The following is a 26,066-nucleotide window of genomic DNA, read 5'->3' as shown; positions in this document are numbered from 1 at the left end:
GGGAGAGGCGGGCGTGCGCCCGTCCGTGACGAGGAACCAGCAATGAGTGTCGCCGCCCTGACCAAGAAAATCCTTCAAGCCGCGTTGTTCTATGAAATTTGGGACGCGATGAAGGTCACGTTTCGGCACATGCTTCATCGACCGATGACTTTTCAGTACCCGCGGGAACACCGGACGATCCCGGATGCGCACCGTGGGGCGCTGGGCTTGCTGCGATACGACGACGGGCACGAGCGTTGTGTCGGCTGCGACTTGTGCGAAGTCGCATGCCCATCCCATTGCATCAAAGTGATCAGCGGGGAGGATATGACTCGGCCGCTTCAGCGCTATGCGAGTGAGTTCTACATCGACATCACAAAATGCGTGTTCTGTGGATATTGTGTTGAGGCCTGTCCGGTGAACGCCCTCGCGATGACCAAAATGTACGAATATTCAACCCATGACAAGCGCAGTCTGCTGTTCGATAAGAAGCGGCTGTACGACATCGGCGAACGCCATCTCGAGGACGGAAAAAAATATTTGTACGCGCACAACCAGGAGAAGGACGTCGAGCAGAGCCGCGAGTACCGGTACTACTTTCCTCAATCAGTGGCGAAGTCGACCCAACCACCTCCCAAGCATCTGAGCTGAGCCGAACACATGGTCTTAGTGTTTTTTGCCTATTTCGCGTTGATCAGTATTGCCGCCGGCGTTCTGACTGTGACCTTACGGCACCCCGTCCATTGCGCTCTCGCCCTGCTCGCATTACTGACGCACGTCTCCGGCCTGTTCATTCTCTTGAACGCGGAGTTCCTTTGGGCGGTGCAGGTCATTGTCTATGTCGGGGCCATTCTCGTGCTGTATCTCTTTGTGTTGATGCTGTTGAATCTCAAAACGGACGAACGCTATTTCCATCCGTCGGCCCTCTATTTTCTCGGACCGGCCGTCCTGGGGGCCAGCTACGTCCTCTTTTTGCTCATGCGGTCTCCATTCGGTGGAGCGAAGGGAAACGCTCCGGCCACGGCTGTGCTGCTGGAAGGCGATACATACGCAGTGGGCATCAAGATGTTCAGCGACCACCTCTTGCAGTTTGAGATCGTCGGCATATTTCTATTGGGTGCCATTATCGGCGCCATCGTTCTGGCCAAGACTCCGAAGCCACTGGATGCGGAGAAAGATCGTTTATGATCCCGCTGTCGGCGTACGTAGCCGTAAGTGCCATCCTGTTCATGACGGGACTCATTGGAGTACTCGTCAGGCGGAACTTCATCATTGTGCTGATGTCGGTCGAAATCATGATGAATGCGGCCAATATCAATCTTGTCGCATTTTCGCACTATCTGGAATCTATGGCAGGGCAGCTCGTGGCCCTGTTTATTATCGCCATTGCCGCCGGGGAAGCCGCCGTCGGCCTGGCTATCATCATCGTGGTTTTTCGAGGCAAGATTTCTACCAATGTAGACGAAATGAACCTTTTAAAGTGGTAGCAGGAAGTTGAGAAGGGGCAGTGAGCGACGTGCTCAGTAGCTTGCATACATGATGCAGCCCCAAGCGAGACACTTTGTATGACTCGGCTCCATACGGCGTCGTTGCTCAGCTGAACACCCTGCGAATCGTAGGATACCGTGTCTGATCTGACGGATCTGCTCATCAAACTGATTCCCGTTTTTCCGCTGTTGGCAGTCATCGCGAACGGCCTATTAGGGAGTCGCTACTCTCATGATATGGCCCATCGATTGGCCTGGGGGGCGGTCGGGCTCTCGTTCCTCTGCACAGTCGCTGTATTTGCCGATGTCCTACGGACCGGAGCTACCCACGAAGTCATTGCGTACCAATGGATTTTCGGCGGCGATCTCACGATCAACCTCGCGTATCTGGTGGATCCTCTGACCTGTGCTTGGTTACTGGTCGTCACCGGCGTGGGTTTTCTCATTCACGTGTATTCCGTCGGCTATATGCACGGAGAGGTCGGGTTCACACGATTCTTCACCTACATGAACCTCTTCATGGTCTCCATGCTGCTGCTCGTCATGGGGAACAACTACCTGGTGCTCTTTATTGGGTGGGAGGGCGTCGGACTCTGTTCGTATCTCTTGATCGGCTATTACTATGACAAGGTTTCCGCTGCGAAAGCTGCCACCAAGGCGTTCGTCGTCAACCGGATCGGTGACGCCGGATTTCTCGTCGCCATTTTTCTCGTCTTTATCAACTTTCGGACGCTCGACTATACGAAGGTCTTCGCCCAGGTTGGACAACTATCTCCCGATATGGCCACTGCGATAGCCCTGTGCCTTTTCATTGGGGCGATTGGGAAGTCCGCGCAACTTCCACTGTACACGTGGCTCCCCGATGCGATGGAAGGTCCGACACCAGTGAGCGCACTCATCCACGCCGCGACGATGGTCACGGCCGGTGTCTATATGGTGGTCCGGAATCACGTGATCTTCGATCTCTCTCCTCTCGCGATGTCCGTGGTCGCGTTTGTCGGTGGAGGGACTGCTTTGTTCGCGGCAACCATCGGACTCGTACAAACCGACATCAAACGTGTCTTGGCCTATTCGACCGTGAGCCAACTCGGATACATGTTCCTGGGTTGCGGAATCGGTGCCTATACGGCAGCTGTGTTTCATGTCATGACGCATGCATTCTTCAAAGCGCTGTTGTTTTTGGCTGCCGGCTCGGTCATCCATGCGCTGTCGGGCGAACAGGATATCCGAAGGATGGGTGGACTGAGTAAACGCATACCCTGGACCCATCGTCTGTTTCTGATCGGTACGATCGCGATCGCCGGGCTTCCTCCGTTGGCGGGCTTCTGGAGCAAAGACGAAATTATGGCCCATGCCTTCACCCACCATCACTACCTTTTGTATGGCATGGCTGCCGTCGGCGCACTGATGACCTCTTTTTATATGTTTCGTCTCACGTATCTCACCTTCTACGGTTCCTCGAGGATCGATCATCATACGGAGGGGCATGTGCACGAGTCTCCCATGGTGATGATCGGGCCCTTGATGGTGCTTGCGTTCCTGTCGTGCGTAGGCGGATTGGTCTTAGGATTTCCTCCCGAACAAGGTTGGCTGCATGGCTTTTTGACATCGGTCGTCGGAGCGGCGGGTGAGCATGAAGCCGGTGCGGGAATGGTGTTTCTGCTGATGGGTGCGGCCATCGTCATCGCCTTGATGGGATGGGGGCTCGCACATTTCCTCTATGCGGTGAGCCCGGTTACCGCAGACGGATGGGCTGAACAATTTTCCGGCCTATATCGGATTCTCTGGAACAAGTACTATGTCGACGAACTGTACGATCTGATCTTCGTCGAGCCCTTCAAGCGTCTGGGCACGATACTTGACTGGTTCGATCGCACGGTCATTGACGGCATCGTGCGGGGCGTCGGGCGACTCGCTGATTGGGGTTCTGCGGGATCCACGTGGATCGAGAAATACATCATCTACGCCGGCCTGAACGTGATCGGATACAGCAACCACCTCGCCGCCCGCGAGGGACGAAAAATGCAGAGCGGGATGGTCCATCATTATGCGGCGATCATCATTGCCGGGATCTTCCTTCTGGCTCTGGTTGTTCAACTTGTCGTTCAGATGTAGCGTGAACAGACTGTAATCATGCTCGAAGAACTCACAACAGGATTCCCGATTCTTTCCTGTATTCTTTTTCTGCCGGTTGTCGGGGCGGCCGTTCTCTGGTTGCTCGACGATGAGGACATGGTCCGGACCTCCGCACTCACCATTGCGCTGGTCGAGCTTGCGCTCTCGGTCTTCGTGTTGATGCGATTCGTGCCGGAGTCGGCTGCCATGCAGTTCACGGAACGTGTCCGATGGATCCCCGCGCTAGGCATCAGCTATCACTTGGCTGTTGACGGGATCAGCGTACTGTTCGTGGGACTCACGGCATTTCTGACGGTCTTAGTCGTGGTGTACTCCTGGGATACGATCCGACATCAAGTCAAACTGTACATGATGTGCCTATTGGCGCTCGAAACGACGACCATGGGCGTCTTCGTGTCGTTGGATTTGATCCTGTTCTTCGTGTTCTGGGAGCTGATGCTGATTCCGAGCTACTTCCTGATCAAGCTGTGGGGCGGAGGAGCGGAGCGTCATTATGCCGCCCTGAAGTTCGTCGTGTATACGCTCTTAGGCAGTGTGTTCATGCTGGTCGGCATCGCCTTGCTGAACATCAATTTTCATCAGTGGGCCTCCTTGCATCACACCGATCAACTCTATTCGTTCGATCTGCTTGACCTCCTCACGGTGCCGATTCCAATCAGTCAGCAGATCCTCATCTTTTGGCTGATGTTCATGGGATTTGCGTTCAAGGCGCCGGTGTTTCCCTTCCATACGTGGTTGCCTGATGCGCTGCTGGAGGGTCCGATCGGGATGGCCGTGGTGTTGGCCGGTCTCAAGCTCGGTACATTCGGCTTCATACGTTTCAGCATTCCGCTGCTGCCGGATGCGTCAAAGAGTGAGACAGTCGTCACGGTCGTCGTGGCTCTCGGTCTCTGCGCAATTCTCTATGGGGCCTGGATGGCATTGGTTCAAGCTGATTTTAGGCGCTTGCTGGCCTACAGCAGCGTCAGTCACTTGGGCTTCGTCGTGGTGGGGTTGTTTGCATTGAATTATCAAGGTCTGCAAGGCAGTTTGCTGACCATGATCAATCTGGGGTTCAGTACCGCCGGGCTCTTCTTCATCGCCGGGTTTCTGTACTCACGCCAGCAGACGACCCAATTGTCCGCATTCGGTGGCATGGCGAAGCAAGTGCCTCTCCTCGCGACCTTCTTTCTCTTGATCGGACTGGCCTCGATCGGACTTCCGGGGACGAACGGTTTTGTCGGTGAGTTTCTCATTCTTTTGGGGGCGTTCGAAGCCAAATGGTGGTTCGGCGCCATTGCCGTGCTCGGCGTGATTTTTGGCGCCTCGTATTTTCTCTGGTACTACGAGCGTTCGATGATGGGCCCGCTCGGCAACGCCGTCAAAGCGACGATGAGCGATCTGCAGCTTCGTGAGATGATCATTGCGGTTTCACTTTCAGTCATGATTCTCTGGATCGGGCTCTATCCGTCGCCGTTTTTGCGAATCATGAACGGGTCCGTTCAAGCGCTCGTTGACCGCCTCCATCACGAGAAGACCGCGGGATTGGATGATAACCGGATGGGACGAGGGTTTTAGGTCGCCTCATGGGAGAACACGCCCTACTCTATATCCTCTTCGCTCCGTTCGCCGGAGCCCTGGCGCTGATCTTTGTGTCCAATCGTCAGCCCCTGCTGGTGCGAAGCATCGCGTCGAGCGCCGCCTTTGTGTCGCTGATGGCCTCGCTCTATATCTTTTACACCTATGATCCGGTGAAAGGCGGATTCCAGTTCATTCAAAAGTTTGAGTGGTCGAGACAACTCGGCATTTCATTGTACCTGGGCGTGGATGGGATCGGCACGCCGCTCGTGCTGGCTTCATCGATTTTGCTGTTTGCCGGCATCTTCGTGTCATGGCACATCAAGGATCGCACGAAGGAGTTCTACATCTGGTTGCTGATCTTGGCGGCCGCCACGATCGGGGTCTTCATGTCGCTCGACCTCTTCTTCCTCTATTTCTTCTATGAGATGTCCGTGATCCCGATGTACTTGCTGCTGGGTATGTGGGGTAGCCACACGAAGAACTATTTGGAGATGACGGACCCTGAGGGGCTGAAGCGAAGAGACTCCGTCGGCTTTATCCTCAACTTTGGGTCGAACAGCAAAGAGTATGCGGCGATGAAGCTCGTCCTGTTTCTGTCGGCCTTCGCGGTCGTCGCATTGATGGGTATTCTGCTGATCTATAAATACGCGGGGCTGAACACCTTCGATATTCTGGTGCTTCGGGAGCAGGCCAAGCTGATGAATATCCCCGTGCTTGGCACGACCTTGGACAAGATTATCTGGGTGTTGGTCTTCTTCGGCTTTGCCTCGATCGCCCCGCTATGGCCGTTGCACTCCTGGTCCCCCGTCGGCCATGCGGCCGCGCCGGCTGCCACGAGCATGCTCCATGCCGGGGTCCTCATGAAGCTGGGGCATTTCTCTATCATACGGGTCGCCTTTGAAATTCTCCCTGACACGACCCGGGAACTGATGCCGATCGCCGCTGTTCTGTGCATGTTCAGCATCATCTACGGCGGGTTCGTTGCGTTCTACGCCAAAGACACCAAGTACGTCATCGGCTATTCAAGTTCCAGCCACATGGGTTATGTGTTCCTCGGAATGGCGGCCTTGAATTACATCAGTTTGAGCGGCGCGGTCATCTACATGTTCGCTCATGCCATGGCGACCGGCATGCTCTTCGCGATGGCGGGTTGGGTCTATGACCAGACCCATTCACGTGACATCCCTTCGCTGGGTGGCCTGGCGAACAAAATGCCGTTCATCTCGGCCTGTTTTATCGTGGCCTGTATGGCCTCGATCGGGATGCCCGGCACCGTGAATTTTATCGCAGAAATCATGATCGTCGTCGGGAGTTGGAACAAGTATCCCCTACAAGTCATCGTCGCCATGTTAGGCATCGTGCTGACTCTCGCCTACCTCTTCAAAATGATGCGCGGCCTTTTCTATGGCCCGATGAACCAAAAGTATAGCCATGCGCATGATGCGATTTCGACGGTCGACCGTCTGCCTCTGTTGATCATGATCACAATCAGCATCGGGTTCGGTATTTTCCCGATGCATTTGTACGATGTTGTTCGCTCAGGGGTAGATCCGCTAGTCGCGAGGATTACGCGAGTCGTCCCCGTCGCAGAAACGGGCGAAGGGAAGGGGACAGAGAGTGAGGTGCTTGTTCACGGAACGGCTTCCGAGCCTCCGGTCGTTGCGAACAAACGTGTACCGCTTCCGTCCGAGGCCTCGCGAGGAGACCGGGAATGACCTTTTCATTGAATATGTCGTTCTCCGATCTGCTGCTCCTCTTACCGGAGATCCTCCTCACCTGCTGGCTCTGTGTGATCATTATCGTCGACTTCGCCTCGCCGCGCCTCCCCAAAGAGCGACTCGCGTACCTCAGCGTTGCCGGCCTGATGGGGACACTCGTCTGTTTGCTGTGGTTTGACTTCAATCAAGTTGCCGGCACGCTTTTCGGCAACATGTTCGTCCTCGATCGGATGGCCATCTTCTTCAAGGTGTTCATCCTCGGATCTACGATACTGGTCATTCTCTCGTCGATCGAGTACGTCAACCGCTTTACCCTTTTTCGGGGAGAATATTACGTTCTGGTCGTCATGTCGGCGCTCGGCATGATGTTCATGGCGTCGTCCAACGATCTGCTGTCCGTCTTCGTCAGTTTAGAATTCTCGACGCTCGGGTTCTATATTCTGGTGTCTTACCTTCGGGATGATTTGGCCTCGAACGAGGCGGGCCTCAAATTTTTTATCCTGGGGGTCTTTGCGGCCGGCCTCTTCGCCTATGGAATCAGCCTCGTCTACGGCGAAACCGGCAAGCTGGTGTTCTCGGAAATGGCGTCAGCGCAAGCGACGCCTGGGTTGATCATCGGGTTTCTGCTGATCTTTGCCGCCTTGGGATTTAAGATCGGTGCCGTTCCCTTCCACGCGTGGATTCCGGATACGTACCATGGCGCCCCGACTCCTGTGACAGCGTTCTTATCGATTGCTCCAAAAGGCGCCGCCTTGGCGATTTTGCTCCGTATTTTCCTGGTGGCCCTGGGAACGTTCAAGCCGATCTGGGTTTACCTGTTGGTTGCGGTATCAATCATATCCATGACCTACGGCAATATCGTGGCCATCGCGCAGCGGAATATCAAACGGCTGTTGGCCTATTCCGGCATCGCTCAAATAGGAAATGTCCTGATCGGTCTTGCGGCAGGGACTAAGATGGGAAGCGATGCCATTCTCTTCTATCTCCTGGCATATCTCTTCGCGAATATCGGGGCCTTTGCCGTCGTGATTGCGGTCAGCCAGGCCATCGGCCGGGATGAAATCGAAGACTATCGGGGCTTGAGTCGGCGCTCGCCGTTTCTGGCGTTCGCGATGCTATTGTTTCTCTTGTCGTTGGCCGGGGTGCCTCCGCTTGCGGGGTTTATCGGCAAACTCTACATTTTTGTGGCTGCCATCAAAGAGGGACTCTATACGTTGATCGTGGTCGGTCTGATTAACATCGTGATCTCGATGTACTATTACCTCATCGTGGTGAAACAGATGTACATCAATGAGCCGATTGATCCCTCTCCTATTGGAATTTCAGGACCGATGAAAGCAGTCATCTATGTCGGTTTGGCCGGCACCTTGGTGATCGGTATTTACCCCCAACCCTTTACAGACTGGGTCGTAGCCGCGACGCTGATGTTCGCTAATTTTGTCGCACCTTCAGCTACGGTCATACCCCCGAGTCTCCCGTTAGGCAGCTAGTTTTCTGCTTCCGCCTCTCGAGAGTTCTGCTACAATTAGAACGGTCTAAGGAATCTTACCGGTACGGCTTTCGCAAGATCGCCCTACGCGTGCTGATGCAGGTCGTCCTGATCCATGGAATCAGCCACGAATCAGCAGTCACAGACGCCTCTCCTAGCGACTGAGGGAACCAAACCTCTTGCCGACGTAGCTCCGGGCGCAACGGCTTTCTACCGAGTGGCCGTTGCGCGGTTTAACAGGATGACCATTGAGCAGCGGGTTTTGACCGGGTTCAGCCTTGTGTTCGTCGGTATCCTGATCATCAGTGCCATATCCTACCGCAATATGAGCACTCTGCTCACAAATAGTGGGCTGGACGGTCGCAGTCATGATCTTTTGCAACTCCTCGGTACCATCGACGTCACGATGAATGAAGCGGAAGATATCCACCGACGGTACCTTGTGACCGGAGAAACATCGTATCTGGAGGCTTACCAGAAGCTCGTGAAGCAGAAGCCGGCGTTCACGGTGTATCTCAATGATTTGACCCGGGGGTCACCGGAACAACAGCAACGCGTCGGAGTTCTGGATAGGATGATGGACCGGCAACTGAACGCTGAGTCAAAGGCCATCGGCATGTTTCACGAAGAAGGCTTCCGATCGGTCAAAAAAATGGCCCTTGAAGGAGCGGGAAAACGTGAGCTCGGGGTGATCCATCAACTCATTGCCGAGATGGATGCACATGAACGACAAGCCGTAAGTCAACGTGTACTGGAATCCGTCGCCGGTACGAGAAATAGCATCGTGTTGCTCGGTATCGGCGCCGTACTCCAACTGGTGTTGTTGGCATCGGTGTACTACTTGATTCGGCATGACATTACGGAACGGCGGCATGTTGCCGAGGAACTGCAACACCGAGGCGAGCTTCTGGAGGCCGCGAACAAGGAGCTTGAGGCCTTTAGCTATTCGGTCTCTCATGACCTCCGTGCCCCGCTGCGACACATCGATGGGTATGCCGCCCTCTTGCGGAAATCGGTTGAACAATCGCTCAACGAGAAAGCCGCCCGCTACTTGCAGACGATCTCCGATGCTGCCAAGCAGATGGGACAGCTGATCGATGATCTGTTGGTCTTTTCCCGAATGGGTCGGCAAGAAATGCTGGCCACAACCGTCAGCCTGGATCAACTGGTCAAAGGCGTCATTGCCGATCTACGGCTGGACTTGCAAGGACGCCGGATATCGTGGACAATCGCCGCGCTGCCCGACGTGCAGGGGGATCCGGCCATGCTCCGACAGGTTTTTATGAACCTGATCGCCAATGCCGTGAAGTTTACGAGCACCAGACCGACGGCCACAATTGAGATCGGCGCAGATCGTTCCACTTCCTCGGAAATTGTGTTGTTTGTCCGGGACAATGGAGTGGGGTTCGATATGCAGTATGCCTCGAAGCTGTTCGGAGTCTTCCAACGACTGCATCGCGCTGATGAATTCGAGGGAACGGGAATCGGTCTTGCCAATGTTCGTCGCATTGTTCATCGCCATGGCGGCCGGACTTGGGCCGAAGGCGTACCTGATAGAGGAGCGACATTCTACGTCGCGCTACCGACAAGGAGAACCGAATCATGAACATGGCCAAGCCGATCCTGCTTGCCGAAGATAACCCGCGCGACGCCGAACTGGCTTTGGCGGCCATGGAGGAGGAACGCATATCCGATAAAGTCATTCTGTGCCATGACGGGGCTGAAGTGTTGGACTATTTGTACTGTCGTGGACGCTTCAAGTCACGACTGAAAGGCAACCCTGCTGTGGTGTTCCTTGATCTGAAGATGCCGAAAGTGAACGGACTGGAGGTGTTGCGGACCATCAAAGCGGATAGCAACCTTCGCCCGATTCCCGTTGTGATGCTGACATCCTCGCGGGAAGAACGCGACCTTGCTGAGAGCTACGCCTTGGGGGCAAACGCCTATGTCGTCAAGCCGGTTGAGTTTCACAAATTTTTGTCCGCTGTCAAGGAACTCGGGACGTTCTGGGGTCTCATCAATGAACCGCCTCCTGAAAGTTCCCGTTCCACTCACTGACCCTTCCAATGATGACTCCGCTGCGGGTAATTCATCTTGAGGCCAATCGTCACGATAGTGATCGTATAGGGACGATGTTGACCGATGGTGGTATTGCTTGCGTGCTGGACCGCGTAGACACTCGCCGCGCGTTCAAGTCAGCCCTCAGCGAAGGTCAGACCGACCTCATCTTGGCTGAATTCGCCATTCCAGGGCTTGACGGGAGGGCCTCCCTAGCGTTGGCCAAAAAGGTGGCCCCTGATGTCCCGTTCATCTTTGTTTCGTCCACTCTTGGTGAGAAACCGGATATTGAGGAGCTGCAGCGCGGCGCGACGGATTGTATTTCCAAAGAAGAACTCCATCGCCTTCTTCCCTCGGTGCGGCGCGTCGTGCGTGAACGAGAGGAGCGAGCGGCGCGAAAGCGCGCGGAAGAGGCCCTCTTACAGAGCGAAGCGCAACTTCGACAGATGCAGAAGCTGGAAGCAGTCGGCCGTCTGGCGGGAGGACTCGCTCACGATTTCAATAACTTGCTGACCGTTATCATAGGGCAGAGTCAGATCCTGCTCAACGAAATGAGCCAGAACCATCCACTGAGGAGCAGGGTTGAAGAGATGCAGAAGGCGGGTGATCGTGCGAGGATCCTCATTCGCCAGTTGCTCACGTTCAGCGGAAAACACCCTTCTGAGGCGAGGATTCTTAGCCTGAACACCATCCTCTCGGATTTTGAGACGATGCTTCGGCGGTTGATCGGAGAGGATATCCAACTGACGTTGAAACTGAGCCCGGACGACCTCCGAGTGAAGGCTGAGCCTGCCGCCCTTGAGCAAATTGTGATGAACCTGGTCGTCAACGCTCGGGACGCGATGCCGACAGGTGGAAAGCTCACGATTGAAACCGCTTCGATCGATCTCGACCACACGCCGGCCTACCACGCGCGACCGGTACTGCCCGGAGAGTACGTGAGACTTTCGGTATCCGATACCGGGTGCGGAATGACTCCTGAAGTGCAAGCGCATATTTTCAAGCCATTCTTTACGACCAAGGAAGAAGGAAAGGGAACGGGACTTGGGCTGTCGACTGTGTTCGGCATCGTCACCCAGAGCGGTGGAGGATTGGATGTGACCAGCAAGATCGGAGAGGGGACGCGGTTCGATGTCTACCTCCCGCGTGTCATGACCGAGGTTGAACCCCCATCGGGAGTCAATGCGACGTTCCAATCGATGGGCGGTCATGAAACCATTCTCCTTGTCGAGGATGACGAAAGTGTTCGCGTACTGATTCGTGATGAGCTTCGCAAGCTGGGGTATCGAATCGTCGAAGCGAGAAACGGTATCGAGGCGTGTCTCGTGGCCACACCTTATATAGGGAAGCTCAAGCTGTTACTCACAGATATTGTCATGCCAGGCATGAGCGGGACGGAACTTGCCAGGCATCTTCGCGTGATCAAGCCGGAACTGAAGCTTCTCTTCATATCCGGATATACGGATGATGTCGGTATCGGTGCCGGTGATGCCGCCAGCGCGTATCTGCAAAAGCCGTTCACGCCGGAGGCCTTAGCCGGCAAAGTTCGCGAGCTGCTCGACCTGCTGCCAGCCGAGCGGACGAAAGTCGATCAACAACCGGAGACGATTGAGCAGCCATCACTCCCAGAACGATCCTGAACCATGAGCCGTCGATACCTGCATGCCCTCCACCGTTGGGTCTCCGCAGGGCCCAACATCGATCGATGCCGTCGATCATATGGAAACACACATGGGGTGAGCTGCGTCGTTTTAGCCGTGTTCCTGTTGCCCAGTCTGAGCCTAGCCCAGAATATTGCGTGGGAGCGCCTGTCTGAGGGCCTCACGGTCTCGGTGTGGAAGCCGGGAGACTCTTGTCCTACCGTGCCGACCATGCTGGTTGTGGATATGGACCCGGAACGTGCGCGCTTCTCGATCCACCATTATGCACAGGAGGGACTTTCACACCCTCTCACGATCGAGGAATGGCAAAAGCGCACTGGCCATCATGTGGTGTTCAACGCGGGATTGTTCCGTGAAAACTTCACCTATCTCGGTCTGCTTTACAAAGATGGCCGTTCTTTGGGAAGCCGGCGCCACGCGCAGTGGCAAGGGTTGTTTGTGGCAGAACCGTCCATGACGGGAGTGAAAAAAGCCCGAGTCCTTGATTTGGAATCGGACAGCTTCGACGAAGATCAACCGCCTTACCGGGAGGCCGCACAGGCCCTGATGCTCCTCGATCAATCCGGGAAGATCCGTGTCCGCGAGACCGGGAAACATGCCTATCAGACGATCGTAGCCGAAGCCGAGAATGGACACATTCTCATCTTCAAGAGTCTGGGGGTTGTCCCCCTGTACGATTTGGGTCGGTGCTTTAAGGACGGGTTTCTGGCTGTGCGCCAGGCTATGGCGATGGATGGAGGGTCCTCATCCGATGTCCGAATTTTGGAGTCGCTGTGGCAGAAAGACATGCCTATACTGGGACATGCTTCATGGAAGAGCTTGTTCAGCGGAACCGCAGGTACTCATATTCCGTTGCCCACCGTGATCGGGGTGAGTTCAAGGTAATGATCAATCCTTGGCCCATAGCCGCAGCGGCAATGGCCTGTCTGATTCTTGGAGGCTGTGCCGACGGGGCAAAGATCGTTCAGGAACACGACATGGGTGGGGTCGTCATTTATCCCTTCAAAGATGGTCAGGGCCACATGCTTTCGTCGTTTCGCAAAGATGCCCTCGACCTCATGAAGCAAAAATGCAACGGCAAGCCCTACAGTGTCGTTCGCGAAGGAGAAGCAAAAGGACGGACTCGGGTCGTGAGTCCCCTTGATGGAGCGCAGGAACTTGTGGAGGAGCGGCGATGGGGGATTCAGTTCGAGTGCAGATGAATGGGAGCGTAACGCCGCGTCGTCCAGCCGGTCGTATTAGGAGTGTTTCATGGCATGCATGAGATCCTGAATAGTCAAAAGACTCAGCACCCGAACCCCCTCTCTTTCTAGTCGCGCTTTTCCATCCTGTTCTTGGCGATCCACGATCACCAGCGCATGGTCCACTTTGAGGCGGGCTTCCCGCGCGACGCCTATCGCCTTCAGCACCGACCCACCGCTCGTGAGTACATCGTCGACAATCAATGCTCGATCGCCAGGATGAATACTGCCCTCAATCAGTCTGCCCAATCCATGGTCTTTGGCCTGTTTTCGTACGACGAACGTCCTCCAGACGCGCTGACGAGAGGCGGCATAGGCAAAATCAGAAATGGTCGCGGAGAGAGCGATGGCTCCAAGCTCGAGGCCGCCCAGACAATCAAATTCAATCCCGGCGAGACCCTCATAGGCAAGCTCTCCGACCAGTCGGCGAGCTCCCGGATGTGCCATGAGTGTGCGACAATCGACGTAGAATGGACTCATTTCACCCGATGCGAGCTTAAATCCGTTCTCGCGATCCCACTTAAAAGATTGGGTCTCGTGGAACGCGTTCGCCAATTGTTCCCGAAGCATCACCGGTCATCCTCCTTCGTGTGGCAGTCGATGGGCGCCGGCATTCTACACCGCTCGCCCGGCTCATGGCATGCCTTTTCACAGCTTTGCATGGGACGTGCTTAGGAGTGCTGTCGAATCTGTTCCGCCAAGGTGGTCGCGACCAGTTGAAGATCATATGGCCAGGCATAACGCAGCTCGACTCCAGGGTACTGTGGGCGTAAATGATCGAGAATTTCAGGAATCTCGACTTCCGAATGTGAACCTCCTGGGGTGAACATCGTGGTTGCCACGGTAATGTGAGTCGCGCCCTGCTTAATCAGCGACTCGATCGATTCCTCCAACGTCGGCGCACAAAACTCGTTATAGGCCACGGCAAACAGCGCGCCGTCGAGCTGGGGTCGAAGGCGTGCGGCAACTGTCTCGAGACCTGCTTGATACGGGTCCGTTTCTGCGGTCCTATGCCAACGCCGGATCTTCGTGTCCAATTCGAGCTCTTCCTGGGATGGCGGTTGTTTGGCGGCGCGCCGTTGGGCTTCCAACCGCTTCAGTCTGGTCACCAATTCCTGTGGACAATCCTTGGGGATGCCGCCATGACCCACCAGAACCACCCCTCGCTTGTCTGTCGTCATGAACCCTCCTATGCGTGATTTCGCAGCATCAGTTCCTTCGGGTGTGGATGGAGATACACTTGATCACGGATGTAGCTCACGTCGAACACCCGGACATAGTGCTGAATCAGTGTGAGCGGGACGATCAAGGGAGTAAGCCCTCGATGATAGTCGTCGATCACGCCTAACAGCTCGGCCTTTTCATGCGTCGTCAGTCGACTCTTGAAGTATCCCACAATGTGGTGCAGCACATTCACATGCTTGCGGACCGTCGCTTTCACGGCGAGAGCCTTCATGAAAAGGTCCCCGTACTTCACCGTCAATTCCTTGGGCCGATATCGTTCCGCTTGTCCGACCAGCCGGCCCATTGTCTCATAATGCTGTTGGCTATGGGACAGGAGCAGGTACTTGTGGATCGTATGGAAGCGTACCAGCGCCTGTCGCGTGAGCCCGTTCTGCATCAGATCTTGGAATCGGCGATAGCAGAACACTCGTTCGATGAAGTTCTCCCGCAAGGCAGGATCGCAGAGCCGACCTTCCTCCTCGACGGGAATCAACGGAAACGTCTCCATAAAGGCACCCGCGAAGATCCCTGATCTGCTGTGACTCGGCATCCCTTGGACGGTATACACGCGCACCCGCTCGACGCCGCAACTGGGTGAGCCCTTCTTGAAGACAAACCCGGAGAGATCGAGTCGCTCGAGGGAGTCGAGACGCGCAGGGATGATGGCCTTCATCGACTCGGTATGATCGCGCTTGCTGGTGATCGTCATCAGCCGAGGATGATGCGGATTGCCCACCAACCGCATGGCTTCCCGCGGGGTGCCGAATCCCGCCTCGACCTCAGGACAGACGGGCACCCATTCAACGTAGCGGCCCAAAACTTTCGTGAGAAAGTGATCGCGCTTGTGGCCGCCATCAAAGCGAACTTCATCACCGAGGAGGCAGCGACTGATGCCCAGACGGATCGGTGAAGCGATCATAGTGTCGCCTGACGCTTGCCCAACTCTAAATATTCCTGGCGAGCTTGACTGTGATCAACGACGGGAGATGGATAATCAATCGCGATGTGACAGCCATAGCGGTTTTGCTCGTCACAAGACATCAGATGCGGCTCATGGATCCTGTTCGCCGGCACCTTGGCGAGTTCGGGTATGTAGAGGCGAATATACGCACCGTCCGGATCGAACTTCTTGCTCTGGAGCGCAGGATTAAACACGCGATAACCCCGCATGCTGTCGGTGCCGGTCGAGGCACACCACTGCCAGTTCCCGTTGTTGGCTGCCAGATCCGCGTCGAGCAGGTGGTTCATGAAGTACCGCTCACCGCTTTGCCAGTCGATTCGAAGGTCCTTGATCAAGAAGGAGGCCACGATCATCCGCACACGGTTGTGCATCCAACCTGTCCGGTTCAGCTGCCGCATGCCCGCATCCACAATAGGATAACCGGTTCGCCCGGCGCACCAGGCTTCCCAGAGCGCGTCACGTTCCGGACCAGGCTCACGCGGCGGCGGCACGGACACAGTGCGGAATGGTCCCGCGGCCACATGAGGGAATGACTCTAAGACTTGCTGGAAGAATTCACGCCAAATGAGTTCATCGATCCACGTGACGATGTCGGGACGGGACCGGTGCCCACCTATGGCCAGCTTTGCCAAGGCCGCGTGAATGGCCACCCGAGGTGAGAGTGTTCCGAAACGAAAATGGGGAGACAGTTTTGAGCTTCCGTCAATTCCGGGGAGATTTCGTCCATCCGCGTACTGGAGGATCGGGCCATCAAGAAAACTCCGCAATCGTCTGCGGGCGTTGTGTTCGTCTGGTTCAATCCAGGGTGTCAGGGTCTCGTATCCTAAGTCGTGCGGTGAAGGAAGTTTGGGGATGGAGAGTGATGAAACCGGTTTCGCTCGTCCGGTCATTTTCGGAACCGGTAATATGGCCGGCTTACAAGCCTGCCACGTTGTCCACCAACGAGCGCGATACGCGCTATATCGTTGTAATGGATCGCCTGTCGCTCCACGAATCTCTTCGGCTTCAAATACGACATGATCCTTGAAGGTCCGTACGGACACACCCAATTGCGCCAATTGTTCTTGGACCTGCCGGTCCCTCGTCTTCGCGGATGGGTCGTAGTCGCGATTCCAATAGATGATGTCGGCCTGCCATTCGCGCGCAGCGCGAACCACCTCTTCGGCCGGCTCCCCGCGCCGCCACCGAAGAGAGATTCCCAATTCTTCCAACGAAGATCCAAGATGCTCTAAACATCCGAGCATGAAGTTCACACACGCTGACCCAAACTCATGCGACTGCAGCAGCGGCTCATCGAACACGAATAGTGGAATGACTTCGTCGCATTCTTTGCAGGCGGCCGTCAGGGCCGGCTGATCGTGCAATCGAAGATCGCGTCTGAACCAGACGATCCCGCGCATCCGCTCTCCTTCTGCCTCGAATCACTATCGTTCCGAACGTCCAGGACTATCCAAGACTCACCAATCCAAGCAGACAAAGTGTCGCCACCGCTAGAAAGCCTGTCATCAAGCCTGCGGCAACATAACCAGGGATGGCGGACATTCTCATGAGACCACCTCTTTCCGGGCTATGTTTTGAGCACGGCGCTCAGGGCTGGTTCGAGCGTCGGATACTGAAATGCATAACCTCCCGCGATCGCTTTTGCAGGGATCACGCGCTGGCCGGTTGTCATCAGTGACCCCAGTTCACCAAGCAGGATGTTCAAGGCAATGCCTGGAACGGGAAGCCATGACGGACGGTGAAGCACTCGCCCCAGGACCTCACAGAATGTATTCATTGTCACCGGCTCCGGGGCCACGGCATTGAGCGGACCGGAAAGAGTTGCCGTCGAGAGCGCCCATTGGATCAGACCGATGTGGTCACGCCGGTGGATCCAGGAGACCCATTGGCTGCCCGGCATGATCGGACCGCCTGCAAAGAGTCGAAAGGGCAACAGCATCTTAGGCAACGCTCCACCATCTCGTTCGAGCACCATTCCGGTTCGTAGGAGGACGACCCGCGTCCCGAATTCCGCAGCCCGAAGGGCCTCCGCTTCCCATGCGAGGCACAGATCGGCTAAGAACCCCGGACCGCGTGCGGCCCCCTCGTCAAGACAGCGATCGTCGGTGGCCCCGTAATACCCGATGCCGGACGCACTGATGAATGTGGCAGGCCGAGCAGAACGCTGTGAAAGGGCTCTGACCAGTAAGCGAGTGGTGAGCACGCGACTATCGGTAATGAGTCGCTTGCGTGCATCTGTCCAGCGTGCCTCGGCAATTGGTGCACCGGCGAGGTTGATGACTGCATCTGCTCCTTCAAGAGCCTTCTCCCAGAGTCCTGTATCTCGTGCGTTCCACGGGACTTGGTTCACGCTCATCCCGGGCTGGTTAAAGACCTGTCCAGCATTTCTCGTGAGGATGCTGACTCTGTGGCCTGCATGGAGTAGCGTTGTGCATAGTGCCCGGCCAATGAATCCAGTTGCTCCGGCTACTACGATATTCATAGGCCCATCCCCGGAATCGCCGCTGACATGACATCGTCAATCATGCGCATGTATTCGGACCCTATCCTAACGTAGATTGGTTGAGCCATGTGAGACAGACTTGGGACAACTCATCTGTTGCACCAACGGGTCGTTTCTCGGGTCCTCAGGTCCACGTGATCTTTCCTATATTCCCACGCCCGAAACATGCGTGGACGGCTGCGGTTGTGCTCCACCGAGGTGACAGATCCCCCTCATGAAAGGGAGACCTGTCTGCCTCAGCGGGTGACGCCGTGCGGAGTTCCGGCGTCACCTTGACCAAACCGGAAGCCAACCTCCAGCAGTGTTGATTGGTTATTCTATTCCGACACAGCATGAGGGCGCTTCTCCAATGCCTAGTGACTCGTTCTCTCGAGATTGCGGGCGCACCGAAACCCAGTGCCATGGGTTTGCAAGGCGAACCCGCCACGACCCCGTGCCGATGTAGTGATGTCGGATTTCGGACTATGCCAGGAGCCGCCTCGGATCGAACGAACCACTCCTTTCTTGTCGGGGCCTTGCGGGTTCCGATTGGGCGCGTAGTTGTAATATTCCGAGTCATACCAATCGGAGACCCACTCTCTGACATTGCCCGCCATGTCCTTCACCCCATAGGGGGAATCTCCTCCGGGCAAAGACCCGACCATATGGAGGGTGTGCTCATCCTCCCATTCACGATCAAAGTTCGCGTGTTTCCCAGTCGGCGGCTCATTACCCCATGGATACAGCCGGCCATCGGTCCCGCGAGCGGCCTTTTCCCATTCTGCTTCGGTCGGCAAGCGTTTCTTGGCCCAGGCGCAATAGGATTTGGCGTCGTACCAGGTCGTTTGGACCACGGGCAGTTGCTCAATGCCTTTGGCGGCCTGCAACGTACCGGTACCATAGGGATTAGGAGGAGGTCGGTGGCCTGTTGCCTTGACAAACTCCATATATCGCGCGTTCGTCACTTCGACCTGATCGATGAGGAATGTGTCCAAGTATACGGACCGTTGAGGCCACTCGTCGGCCCGCCCTTCTCTTTCCGCAGAGCCCATCAAGAATTCACCGGCTGGAATTGTGATCATCGGAACGGGGTCAATGTCTTTCGCCGAGGGCTGCGATTCGGCGGCGAGTGACTGCGAGAGCGCGAACAGCGTCACAACTGCCAGGGTCGCTATTTCAGTGAATCGCCCCGAACTCCGCCACCAATGAGTCGTCATCTCTTCGGTTCCTTGCTACCTTCAATGGCTTGGGTGGTGTGGAATCTGACTTGTTCGATGAGGTGCTCCACTTGGCGTTGATCGCCGTATTCAGCGGCCTCTTGGGCTTGAGTAATGAGAACACGGGCATCGTGCAAATGTTCCTCGATCTCGGCCTGCAGTCGCGGAGTGGCCACCGTACCGCCTAACGCTGCGCGGTGATACACCTCCCAGGCATGATCGACATCGTGTTCAGCTTCGTGGACGGCTATCACGCTTTCCCGGTGTGGGTGGTCGGCCGGTTCTAGCGGACCGGCCGACAAGTCTGGAGGTACAGTCAAGGCGATGAGGAGGATCCCAGCATAGTGGAAATTGCGGTGTCTCATGGGTCGCGTCTCCATCCCAAGCGATCGGGTTACGCGGATTGCTAAGAGCCTCACCATAGGAGTTCTGAACACCTGAGCAGATTACTTCGTGATGTTCAGGCTTTTCCGGATCACATCTCGGGTTGCGAGATACTCTATGTTCCCAGGGTCTGCGGCCAGCGCTTTCTCAATCGACGTGAGTGCATCGGCGTTCTTTTCAGCACCCATTGCGATTAGCGCCTGAATGAATGCCTCGCGGCCTCCTTGCACGGCTTCGTCGGACACCGTCTGGGCCGACTTGGCGCAACGGAATCCAAGGCCAACGCCGTAGGAGTTATTGTCCGGCTGATTCCAGAATCGGTGACTCGTATGGAGAGAAGTTTCCGGGGCGAGCCAAGAGCCTCCCCTGAGCACCTTGACGGGACCTTGATTGGCGAAGTTGTAACCCTGATCAGCACCCTTCGGATTCAGAGCGACGCTACGCTTGTAGTACGAGGGTTCATACCAATCCTCTACCCACTCAAACACGTTGCCGGCCATGTTGTAGACCCCGTAGCCGCTGATCCCATCTGGATACGAATCCACAGGCATGGTGCGGCCGACGTTTTGACCATAGTTGGCTTTCTTTGGATCAATCGTGTGGCCCCATGGATAATGTCTATCCCCTTCAGGGCCTTTGGCCGCTCGCTCCCACTCTGCTTCTGTTGGAAGGCGTTTGCCGTCCCATTTGCAGAATGCGCTTGCATCAGTCCAGCTCACACCGACAACCGGATGGTTGGGCTTATTGAGTCGCGGGTCGTCCCAATAGGCCGGCGCGGGATGGCTGGTGGCTTTCATGAACTCTTTGTAACGAGCATTGGATGTTTCAAACTTGTCGATCCAATAGGAATCGAGCACGACTTGATGCTTGGTTTCGTCTCCGTGCTCGTTACTCCCCATGGAGAACTCGCCTTTGGAAATGAGCACCATGTCCTTGTTCACGGCCGATGGATCTCCCGCCGCTGCGGAAATCGTTCCAGCGGTCAACAGAACGATGAATAACATAGGTATGCTGGCTTGAATGTGTGGGTGACTCCGCATGACTTTCTCCTTCGTCTTTAGGCGCATGAAGAGGAAACGATCTCTCATGACGTCTGTGGTGATGGTGTCTGCATGTTCGGGCAGTGAGCCGAGACGTGCAGAGGGTGGACCACGCTTGATTGCTGTTGAAGCGAACGATTACGGAGGATGACGGAGTCGATGATCTCTCCACACTGGATACATCTTTGGGCGATAAAGGGATTGGATGCGTCCATCAGATCTTGCCAAAAGTCCCTCACCAATAGGCCTCCACACCTAGTGCAATTTGATTGGTAGGGATCTGCCGTAAAAGTGACCGCATGGTGCTCCTGCCCTTTGATTCGCTCCGACGTCCTAGTAGCCATTGAACACCTCCATGCTCGTGCACATCGTTTGTATAATGTATGTTCAATGTATAGCAGTTATATGTCCAATGTGTCAAGTGTTTTATGAGAAAATATTTGACAAACATTGGACAACATATAAGAATGAAATATGAACACTCACAGAATTCATAGAGTTTCAAAGCTCGTGGGGCTTTCAAGAGATGTGATCAGGGTCTGGGAACGGCGGTATGGCCTTGTCAAACCGTTGCGGAGTGCCAATCGCTATAGGGAATACACTGATGAAGATGTCGCCTTACTTCGTTTTCTTAAGGAAGAGCTCGACCGCGGCCAAACAATCGGGGCGCTCGCGGTCGAAGGGCGGGATTCACTGCTTAATCGAATGCGAATCAATTCAACCCCGAAGCAGCAGGATCTGTCACCGCATAACTCTTTGTTGGAGGAACTGATCTCGCGTCTTGATCCGCTCGACAAGACCAGGTTTGAACAGCAACTCAACGCAGCAGTGGCGGTGATACCGTTCGAAGAAGCCGTGCAGCGCATTCTGCTTCCGTTGCAGCGCCGCATCGGCGAGCTTTGGCATGAAGGGCGGGTGACCGTTGCCGTTGAACACTATGTGACGAAAGTCATCCAGCAGAAATTGTTTGCCGTGATGAACCAGTTGCCGGTGAATGAATTCGGTCCTCGGGTGCTTGTTGCGTGTCCCGAAGGTGAATTTCACGAGATTGGCGCACAGGCTGCGGCCTATCTTGCTGCTGCACGTGGGTGTCACGTCTATTATCTTGGTCCCAATCTTCCTATTTCAGCTCTTCAAACATTCTGCGAACGCGTCAAGCCGGACCTGGTTCTCCTCTCCTTGACCGAAACGCAATCTGATGGAGCAACCAGCAAGCTGTTAGACGAGCTGAAAGGGCTTTCAGCGTCCTGGTCTGTTGCGATTGGAGGCCAGGGCGCGCGTGTGATCGAACACCTTTTAGAGATCAGTGGAGTTGAACTTCTTGACGAGCTTGCCGCACTACACAACCGCCTGGCGATTCTTCTTTCGAGGCAGCAGCGGGTTATTCGCTAAAGTCTGATCATACGTGCATGAAGCCTCTCGATAGCTTAGAGGAAGAGTCGACGGAATGTCTTGATAACTGTGCAGTGCGAGGGCTCACGGACGAAAATGAAGTAAGTATATGGACGTAAGTGAAGTGATTCGGAGGCTAGTCCAAACCCTTAATCGGTCCGCGAACGCACCAGACTGGATAGGTGTATATTTTGATGAAACTGAGCACATTGCCCAGGAATGCGTCCACGTAGCGTGCATAGGATGGCTGATTCGCTTCAGGAACTACCGTCCAATAGGATGTCGGCTGGATATTCGAGAATGGATGACCCGGTGGAAGATTGGGAATGGGTGAGTCGACTGCAGGCCCCACGAGGCTACGCATTTCGGCCGGTGCGGGAAGGCGCCAACCCTTCTGTCCCCCCGTCGCTCTGGTGACGCAAGTGACACGAGCCTCATTCCACGTCACGGTCGTTGGTTGTGGAGAGATCTCCCAGATGAGGCCCGTATCCTTATCAAGAACCGCGTCGTTGTTGAAGTCAGGCAGTATCACAAAGCGGTGTGCGGCAGGATGTGTGTTTTGCCAGTTTTGAATGATATCAGCAATCAGCGCTTCCTTGTGGGTCGCCGGACGTGTCAGGAGCTGGTATCCCAAAAGAGCGGATGCGCCAATGATGATAAGGATGGCGAATCGAGTTACCCATTTAGGTAGCGACACGTTCCTCCAAAATCTAGACGATGGAGAGAGGTCAAACAGGTCATCCTACGCCATGGCTATGAGTGTGTAAACATGACATGCATGGCGATCGATAAAAGCCGGCATTGATCGCATCGATGTTTTCGTATTCTGAAATGAATCTGGTGATCAATGGTAAGCGTAACAGGGCGAAAGAATGAATATATTGTAAGGGGCGGCAAAAGACGAAATGGAGTTGAAAAGGGTTAATTGAGAGGTATAGAATACACAGTGCGTGAGAGAAGGAGGGTCATTTTGTTCGATGCTCGTTGATGGAGAACAAGAACATTATAAGTGGGTCTATTTTCTGGGTAGCAGTGGAAGGAGGTAAGAACTATGGCAAGTGACCGAGGGTACGATATTTCGCAGTGGTATGACTCGAAGCCGGTGAAGTTGGGCTGGCTGGCGATTCTGGGGATCGGGGTGTTTTGGGTGCTGTATCAACGGGCGTTCGGGTACTCGCACGGGTTAGACTCCATGACCCCCGAGTTCGATTCGGTGTGGATGGGGCTGTGGCGGTTTAACATCTTAGCGAACGCGGTGTTCTTTGCGACGACGATCGGGTGGATCTGGGTGACGCGGGATCGGAACCTGGCGAACCTGGACCACAAGCTGGAGCTGAAGCGGTACTTTTACTGGATGGGCTGGCTCGTCTGCTACATCTGGGGGGTGTACTACGCGGGCAGCTACACGTTAGAGCAAGATGCGGCGTGGCACCAAGTGATCATCCGGGACACGAGCTTCACGGCGAGCCACATTGTGGCGTTCTACGGGACGTTCCCGTTGTACATCACGTGCGGCGTGGCGAGCTACCTGTATGCGCAGACGCGGTTACCGCTGTACGCCCAGGCGACGTCGTTCCCGCTGGTGGCGGCGGTGGTGGGGCCGATGTTCATCCTGCCGAACGTGGGGTTGAACGAGTGGGGGCATGCGTTCTGGTTCGTCGATGAATTGTTCTCGGCCCCGTTGCACTGGGGCTTTGTGACGTTGGGGTGGTGCGGGTTGTTCGGCGCGGCAGGCGGCGTGGCGGCGCAGATCGTGAGCCGGATGTCGAATCTGGCGGACGTGATCTGGAACAACGCGCCGAAGAGCATCCTGGATCCGTTCCCCAGCCAGGTGGGCCCCGGGCACAAGACCGTGTACTAAACGGGTGACCCGAGAGCGAGTGTGTCAGGGCGCGGCCCGGAGCTCCGTCGAAGGGGTTCCGGGCCGTCGCATTTCTGCCCCCTGTCGAAAAGCATCGGAACCGGATACCGCCTCTTGCACGACGTATTTCTTTCTTCTTAAAATGAGTGTGGGAAGAAGTTCAAAGAGGAGAGGTTCCGTGATCCGTATGTCGTGTAAGAAGGAGGCCTCACATGTCGGCTGAACGAACGTGTCCAACCTGCAACACTGAAAAGGCACAACGGATTAGTGATATTCTCCGGCAGACGGCGTCCCCGAAAGCAGTGGAGGACGTTCCGGTCTCCTATCACCCACCAAAGGCGCCGTGGGCCTATCTCCACGGATTTCTACTTGGAATCCCGGTCAATGCCGCTGTGATGTTGAGTCTGGCTTCTCCACAGGGATCTGAAGCCGAGATGGCAATAGCTGATGTGGCCTCCTCTGTTGCGTTCCTGGGGGTATGGGTGGGATACGGAGCATTGAAGACTAAGAACTATACCCAGAAATTAAACGAGTGGAAGGATAAGATCGCGTCGAAATTCCTCTGCCGAAAATGTAGTCATGCATTCGAGGGCTAGGCTTTTTGTACCGTGGTTCCTCGCCTTCTGACCTACGTTCATAGGATTCGGCGCTGCACCTGCCAACGCAAGCCTTTTCAGAGGAGAGCTAGAAAGAGTCGTATAGAGACGATCAGAGCTTCAATGGTTCCCGTGGACTAACCGAATAGGAGGTATCCGACCATGAAGCACATCCTGATCATCGGTGCCGGCTTCGCCGGCATGTATGCAGCCCTGTCCGCTGCGCGCCTGCGCGACGAACAAGGCGTCTCGCCAGACACCCTTGAGATTGTCGTCGTTGCGCCGGAGCCCCAGCTGGTGATCCGTCCCCGCCTCTACGAGCGTGCGCCCGAGACCATGGTGGCACCGCTCACCGAACTGTTCAAGGCCGTCGACGTGCGATACGAACAGGGTCGGGTCGACGTCATCGACTCCTCCAGCAAGTCGGCCGTGGTCGTCAAGCCAGACGGGATGCGGTGCTCGCTGCACTACGACTGCCTGGTGCTGGCTGCCGGCAGCCAAGGGGTCAAGCCGGACATCCCAGGCCTTGCCGAGTACGGTTTCAGAGTCGATCAGCTCGACGACGCGATCACACTCGACCACCACCTCAACGCCTTGGCGAACCGGCCATCTTCTGCCGCCCGAGACACGGTGGTCGTCGCCGGTGGCGGCTTCACTGGTATCGAGGTGGCGACCGAAATGCCATCGCGCTTGCGCGCTATCCTCGGGCCGAAGGCAAACGTCCGTGTCATCATTGTCGACCGCAACGCAGCCATCGCGCCGGCGATGGGCCCCGATCCACGTCCGTGGATCGAGAAGGCGCTACGCGAAGCCGGCGTAGAAACCAGGCTCGGCGTGGGCGTCTCGGCGTTGAGCGAGAGCGGCGTCACCCTAAGCGATGGGCAGGTCATCGAGAGCGCAACCGTGATCTGGACGGCAGGCTTTCAGGCAAATCCACTCACTGTGCAAGTCCCGGCTGAACGCGATCGTTCCGGCCGACTGGTGGTTAACCGCAATCTGCGTGTTCCCGAGATGCCCGCGATCTTCGCAGCCGGGGACACTGCGAACGCAGCAACGGACGACCTGGGCCACCGCGCGCTCATGTCGTGCCAGCATGCCAACCGGCTCGGTGCCTCAGCCGGGTTCAACGCGGCGGCAGACCTGCTGGGCGTGCCGCTGGAACCATATCAGCAGAAGAACTACGTGACCTGCCTGGATCTTGGCCCGTCCGACGCCGTGTTCACCAGAGGCTGGGACAGCAAGGTCGAGCTGAACGGCGACAAGGCCAAGACGATGAAGCGCGAGATCAACACACAGTGGATCTATCCGCCGCGCGCCAACCGCACAGACGCCTTCAAAGCGGCCGAGTGGGCTAGACTAGTCGACTACTAGTGCGGTGCTGATCAATGAGGACCGAGTACCCTTCACCCCAGTGAGTGATGATGCTGGGCGTTGATATGAGTTTAAGGAAGGGGTAGCGATCAGTCGGCTAATCCCTGATAGTGCAATCGCGTGCGGCGGAGTCCGGAGAAGATCACGAACCGTCGGTATTTCTGATGTCGTATCATGCGAGTTCCTTCCTCTACCGTAACTGGCCCTTA

25 protein-coding genes are annotated in these 26,066 nt (G+C 55.8%); 16 read left to right on the top strand and 9 right to left on the bottom strand.

The genetic code is table 11. The features are described 5' to 3' along the window. Window positions 1-42 precede the first annotated feature (42 nt). From nuoI to H8K03_11290, 12 genes are all read left to right on the top strand, one after another. Complete coding sequence (gene nuoI, locus H8K03_11345) at window positions 43-630, top strand: NADH-quinone oxidoreductase subunit NuoI (GenBank protein ID UVT18438.1); 588 nt, start codon at window positions 43-45, stop codon at window positions 628-630. 9 nt (window positions 631-639) lie between these two features. Continuing rightward, window positions 640-1,167 (top strand): NADH-quinone oxidoreductase subunit J, encoded by a 528-nt coding sequence (locus H8K03_11340; GenBank protein ID UVT18437.1) that lies wholly within the window; start codon window positions 640-642, stop codon window positions 1,165-1,167. Further along, window positions 1,164-1,466: an NADH-quinone oxidoreductase subunit NuoK gene (nuoK, locus tag H8K03_11335; GenBank protein UVT18436.1), complete on the top strand. Its 303-nt coding sequence runs from the start codon at window positions 1,164-1,166 to the stop codon at window positions 1,464-1,466. Before H8K03_11340 ends, nuoK begins: the two co-directional genes overlap by 4 nt. 138 nt (window positions 1,467-1,604) lie before the next feature. Further along, entirely contained in the window at window positions 1,605-3,581 is a 1,977-nt protein-coding gene (gene nuoL / locus H8K03_11330; GenBank protein UVT18435.1) for an NADH-quinone oxidoreductase subunit L, read from the top strand. Between the two features lie 18 nt (window positions 3,582-3,599). Then, a complete protein-coding gene (locus H8K03_11325) occupies window positions 3,600-5,159 on the top strand; it encodes an NADH-quinone oxidoreductase subunit M (protein UVT18434.1) in 1,560 nt (519 codons plus the stop codon). Window positions 5,160-5,167: 8 nt separating this feature from the next. Beyond that, window positions 5,168-6,877, top strand: coding sequence for an NADH-quinone oxidoreductase subunit M (locus H8K03_11320; GenBank protein ID UVT18433.1), 1,710 nt, complete (start codon window positions 5,168-5,170; stop codon window positions 6,875-6,877). Further along, window positions 6,874-8,370 carry an NADH-quinone oxidoreductase subunit N gene (locus tag H8K03_11315; protein UVT18432.1) on the top strand — a complete coding sequence of 499 codons (1,497 nt, stop codon included), beginning with the start codon at window positions 6,874-6,876 and terminating at the stop codon, window positions 8,368-8,370. The genes H8K03_11320 and H8K03_11315 overlap by 4 nt, the downstream gene beginning before the upstream one ends. 651 nt (window positions 8,371-9,021) lie before the next feature. Then, entirely contained in the window at window positions 9,022-9,975 is a 954-nt protein-coding gene (locus tag H8K03_11310; protein UVT22451.1) for a hypothetical protein, read from the top strand. Further along, the gene (locus tag H8K03_11305; protein ID UVT18431.1) at window positions 9,972-10,427 is read left to right on the top strand and encodes a response regulator; all 456 of its coding nucleotides are present in this window, start codon (window positions 9,972-9,974) and stop codon (window positions 10,425-10,427) included. The genes H8K03_11310 and H8K03_11305 overlap by 4 nt, the downstream gene beginning before the upstream one ends. Window positions 10,428-10,435: 8 nt before the next feature. Further along, complete coding sequence (locus H8K03_11300; GenBank protein ID UVT18430.1) at window positions 10,436-12,067, top strand: response regulator; 1,632 nt, start codon at window positions 10,436-10,438, stop codon at window positions 12,065-12,067. 3 nt (window positions 12,068-12,070) lie between these two features. Continuing rightward, window positions 12,071-12,973: a phosphodiester glycosidase family protein gene (locus H8K03_11295; protein UVT18429.1), complete on the top strand. Its 903-nt coding sequence runs from the start codon at window positions 12,071-12,073 to the stop codon at window positions 12,971-12,973. After that, the gene (locus tag H8K03_11290) at window positions 12,973-13,290 is read left to right on the top strand and encodes a hypothetical protein (GenBank protein ID UVT18428.1); all 318 of its coding nucleotides are present in this window, start codon (window positions 12,973-12,975) and stop codon (window positions 13,288-13,290) included. The genes H8K03_11295 and H8K03_11290 overlap by 1 nt, the downstream gene beginning before the upstream one ends. 36 nt (window positions 13,291-13,326) lie before the next feature. On the opposite strand, the gene pyrE is transcribed toward H8K03_11290, so the two are convergent. The 8 genes from pyrE to H8K03_11250 all read right to left on the bottom strand — a co-directional run bounded on the left by pyrE (window position 13,327) and on the right by H8K03_11250 (window position 20,637). Further along, the gene (pyrE, locus tag H8K03_11285; protein UVT18427.1) at window positions 13,327-13,902 is read right to left on the bottom strand and encodes an orotate phosphoribosyltransferase; all 576 of its coding nucleotides are present in this window, start codon (window positions 13,900-13,902) and stop codon (window positions 13,327-13,329) included. Window positions 13,903-14,000: 98 nt separating this feature from the next. Next, on the bottom strand, window positions 14,001-14,510 hold the full coding sequence (locus H8K03_11280) for a CbiX/SirB N-terminal domain-containing protein (GenBank protein UVT18426.1): 510 nt from the start codon (window positions 14,508-14,510) through the stop codon (window positions 14,001-14,003). Window positions 14,511-14,518: 8 nt separating this feature from the next. Further along, window positions 14,519-15,472: a DUF523 and DUF1722 domain-containing protein gene (locus H8K03_11275; protein ID UVT18425.1), complete on the bottom strand. Its 954-nt coding sequence runs from the start codon at window positions 15,470-15,472 to the stop codon at window positions 14,519-14,521. Further along, a complete protein-coding gene (locus tag H8K03_11270) occupies window positions 15,469-16,914 on the bottom strand; it encodes a deoxyribodipyrimidine photo-lyase (GenBank protein UVT18424.1) in 1,446 nt (481 codons plus the stop codon). Before H8K03_11270 ends, H8K03_11275 begins: the two co-directional genes overlap by 4 nt. A gap of 167 nt (window positions 16,915-17,081) precedes the next feature. Next, complete coding sequence (locus H8K03_11265; protein ID UVT18423.1) at window positions 17,082-17,996, bottom strand: TIGR01777 family protein; 915 nt, start codon at window positions 17,994-17,996, stop codon at window positions 17,082-17,084. 374 nt (window positions 17,997-18,370) lie between these two features. Beyond that, window positions 18,371-19,213, bottom strand: a complete 843-nt coding sequence (locus H8K03_11260; GenBank protein UVT18422.1) for a formylglycine-generating enzyme family protein — start codon at window positions 19,211-19,213, stop codon at window positions 18,371-18,373. Further along, window positions 19,210-19,578, bottom strand: a complete 369-nt coding sequence (locus H8K03_11255; GenBank protein ID UVT18421.1) for a hypothetical protein — start codon at window positions 19,576-19,578, stop codon at window positions 19,210-19,212. The genes H8K03_11260 and H8K03_11255 overlap by 4 nt, the downstream gene beginning before the upstream one ends. A gap of 81 nt (window positions 19,579-19,659) precedes the next feature. Continuing rightward, complete coding sequence (locus tag H8K03_11250; protein ID UVT18420.1) at window positions 19,660-20,637, bottom strand: formylglycine-generating enzyme family protein; 978 nt, start codon at window positions 20,635-20,637, stop codon at window positions 19,660-19,662. A gap of 510 nt (window positions 20,638-21,147) precedes the next feature. Between H8K03_11250 and H8K03_11245 the strand changes: the two genes are divergently transcribed. Then, window positions 21,148-22,029, top strand: a complete 882-nt coding sequence (locus tag H8K03_11245) for a cobalamin B12-binding domain-containing protein (GenBank protein ID UVT18419.1) — start codon at window positions 21,148-21,150, stop codon at window positions 22,027-22,029. Window positions 22,030-22,165: 136 nt separating this feature from the next. Here H8K03_11245 and H8K03_11240 read toward each other — a convergent pair whose 3' ends face one another. Next, window positions 22,166-22,726: a DUF1566 domain-containing protein gene (locus H8K03_11240; GenBank protein ID UVT18418.1), complete on the bottom strand. Its 561-nt coding sequence runs from the start codon at window positions 22,724-22,726 to the stop codon at window positions 22,166-22,168. Window positions 22,727-23,080: 354 nt separating this feature from the next. On the opposite strand from H8K03_11240, the gene H8K03_11235 reads away from it, so the two are divergent. The 3 genes from H8K03_11235 to H8K03_11225 all read left to right on the top strand — a co-directional run bounded on the left by H8K03_11235 (window position 23,081) and on the right by H8K03_11225 (window position 25,857). Further along, complete coding sequence (locus H8K03_11235) at window positions 23,081-23,890, top strand: methane monooxygenase/ammonia monooxygenase subunit C (protein ID UVT18417.1); 810 nt, start codon at window positions 23,081-23,083, stop codon at window positions 23,888-23,890. Window positions 23,891-24,102: 212 nt separating this feature from the next. Further along, a complete protein-coding gene (locus tag H8K03_11230) occupies window positions 24,103-24,486 on the top strand; it encodes a hypothetical protein (GenBank protein UVT18416.1) in 384 nt (127 codons plus the stop codon). Between the two features lie 162 nt (window positions 24,487-24,648). Further along, complete coding sequence (locus H8K03_11225; protein ID UVT18415.1) at window positions 24,649-25,857, top strand: NAD(P)/FAD-dependent oxidoreductase; 1,209 nt, start codon at window positions 24,649-24,651, stop codon at window positions 25,855-25,857. The last annotated feature ends 209 nt before the right edge of the window (window positions 25,858-26,066 follow it).

The sequence above is a fragment of the Nitrospira sp. genome, assembly GCA_024760545.1.
Lineage (GTDB): Bacteria > Nitrospirota > Nitrospiria > Nitrospirales > Nitrospiraceae > Nitrospira_D.
The sequence above is the reverse complement of the archived record's forward strand: the minus strand, read 5'-3'. Positions and strand labels throughout refer to the sequence as shown.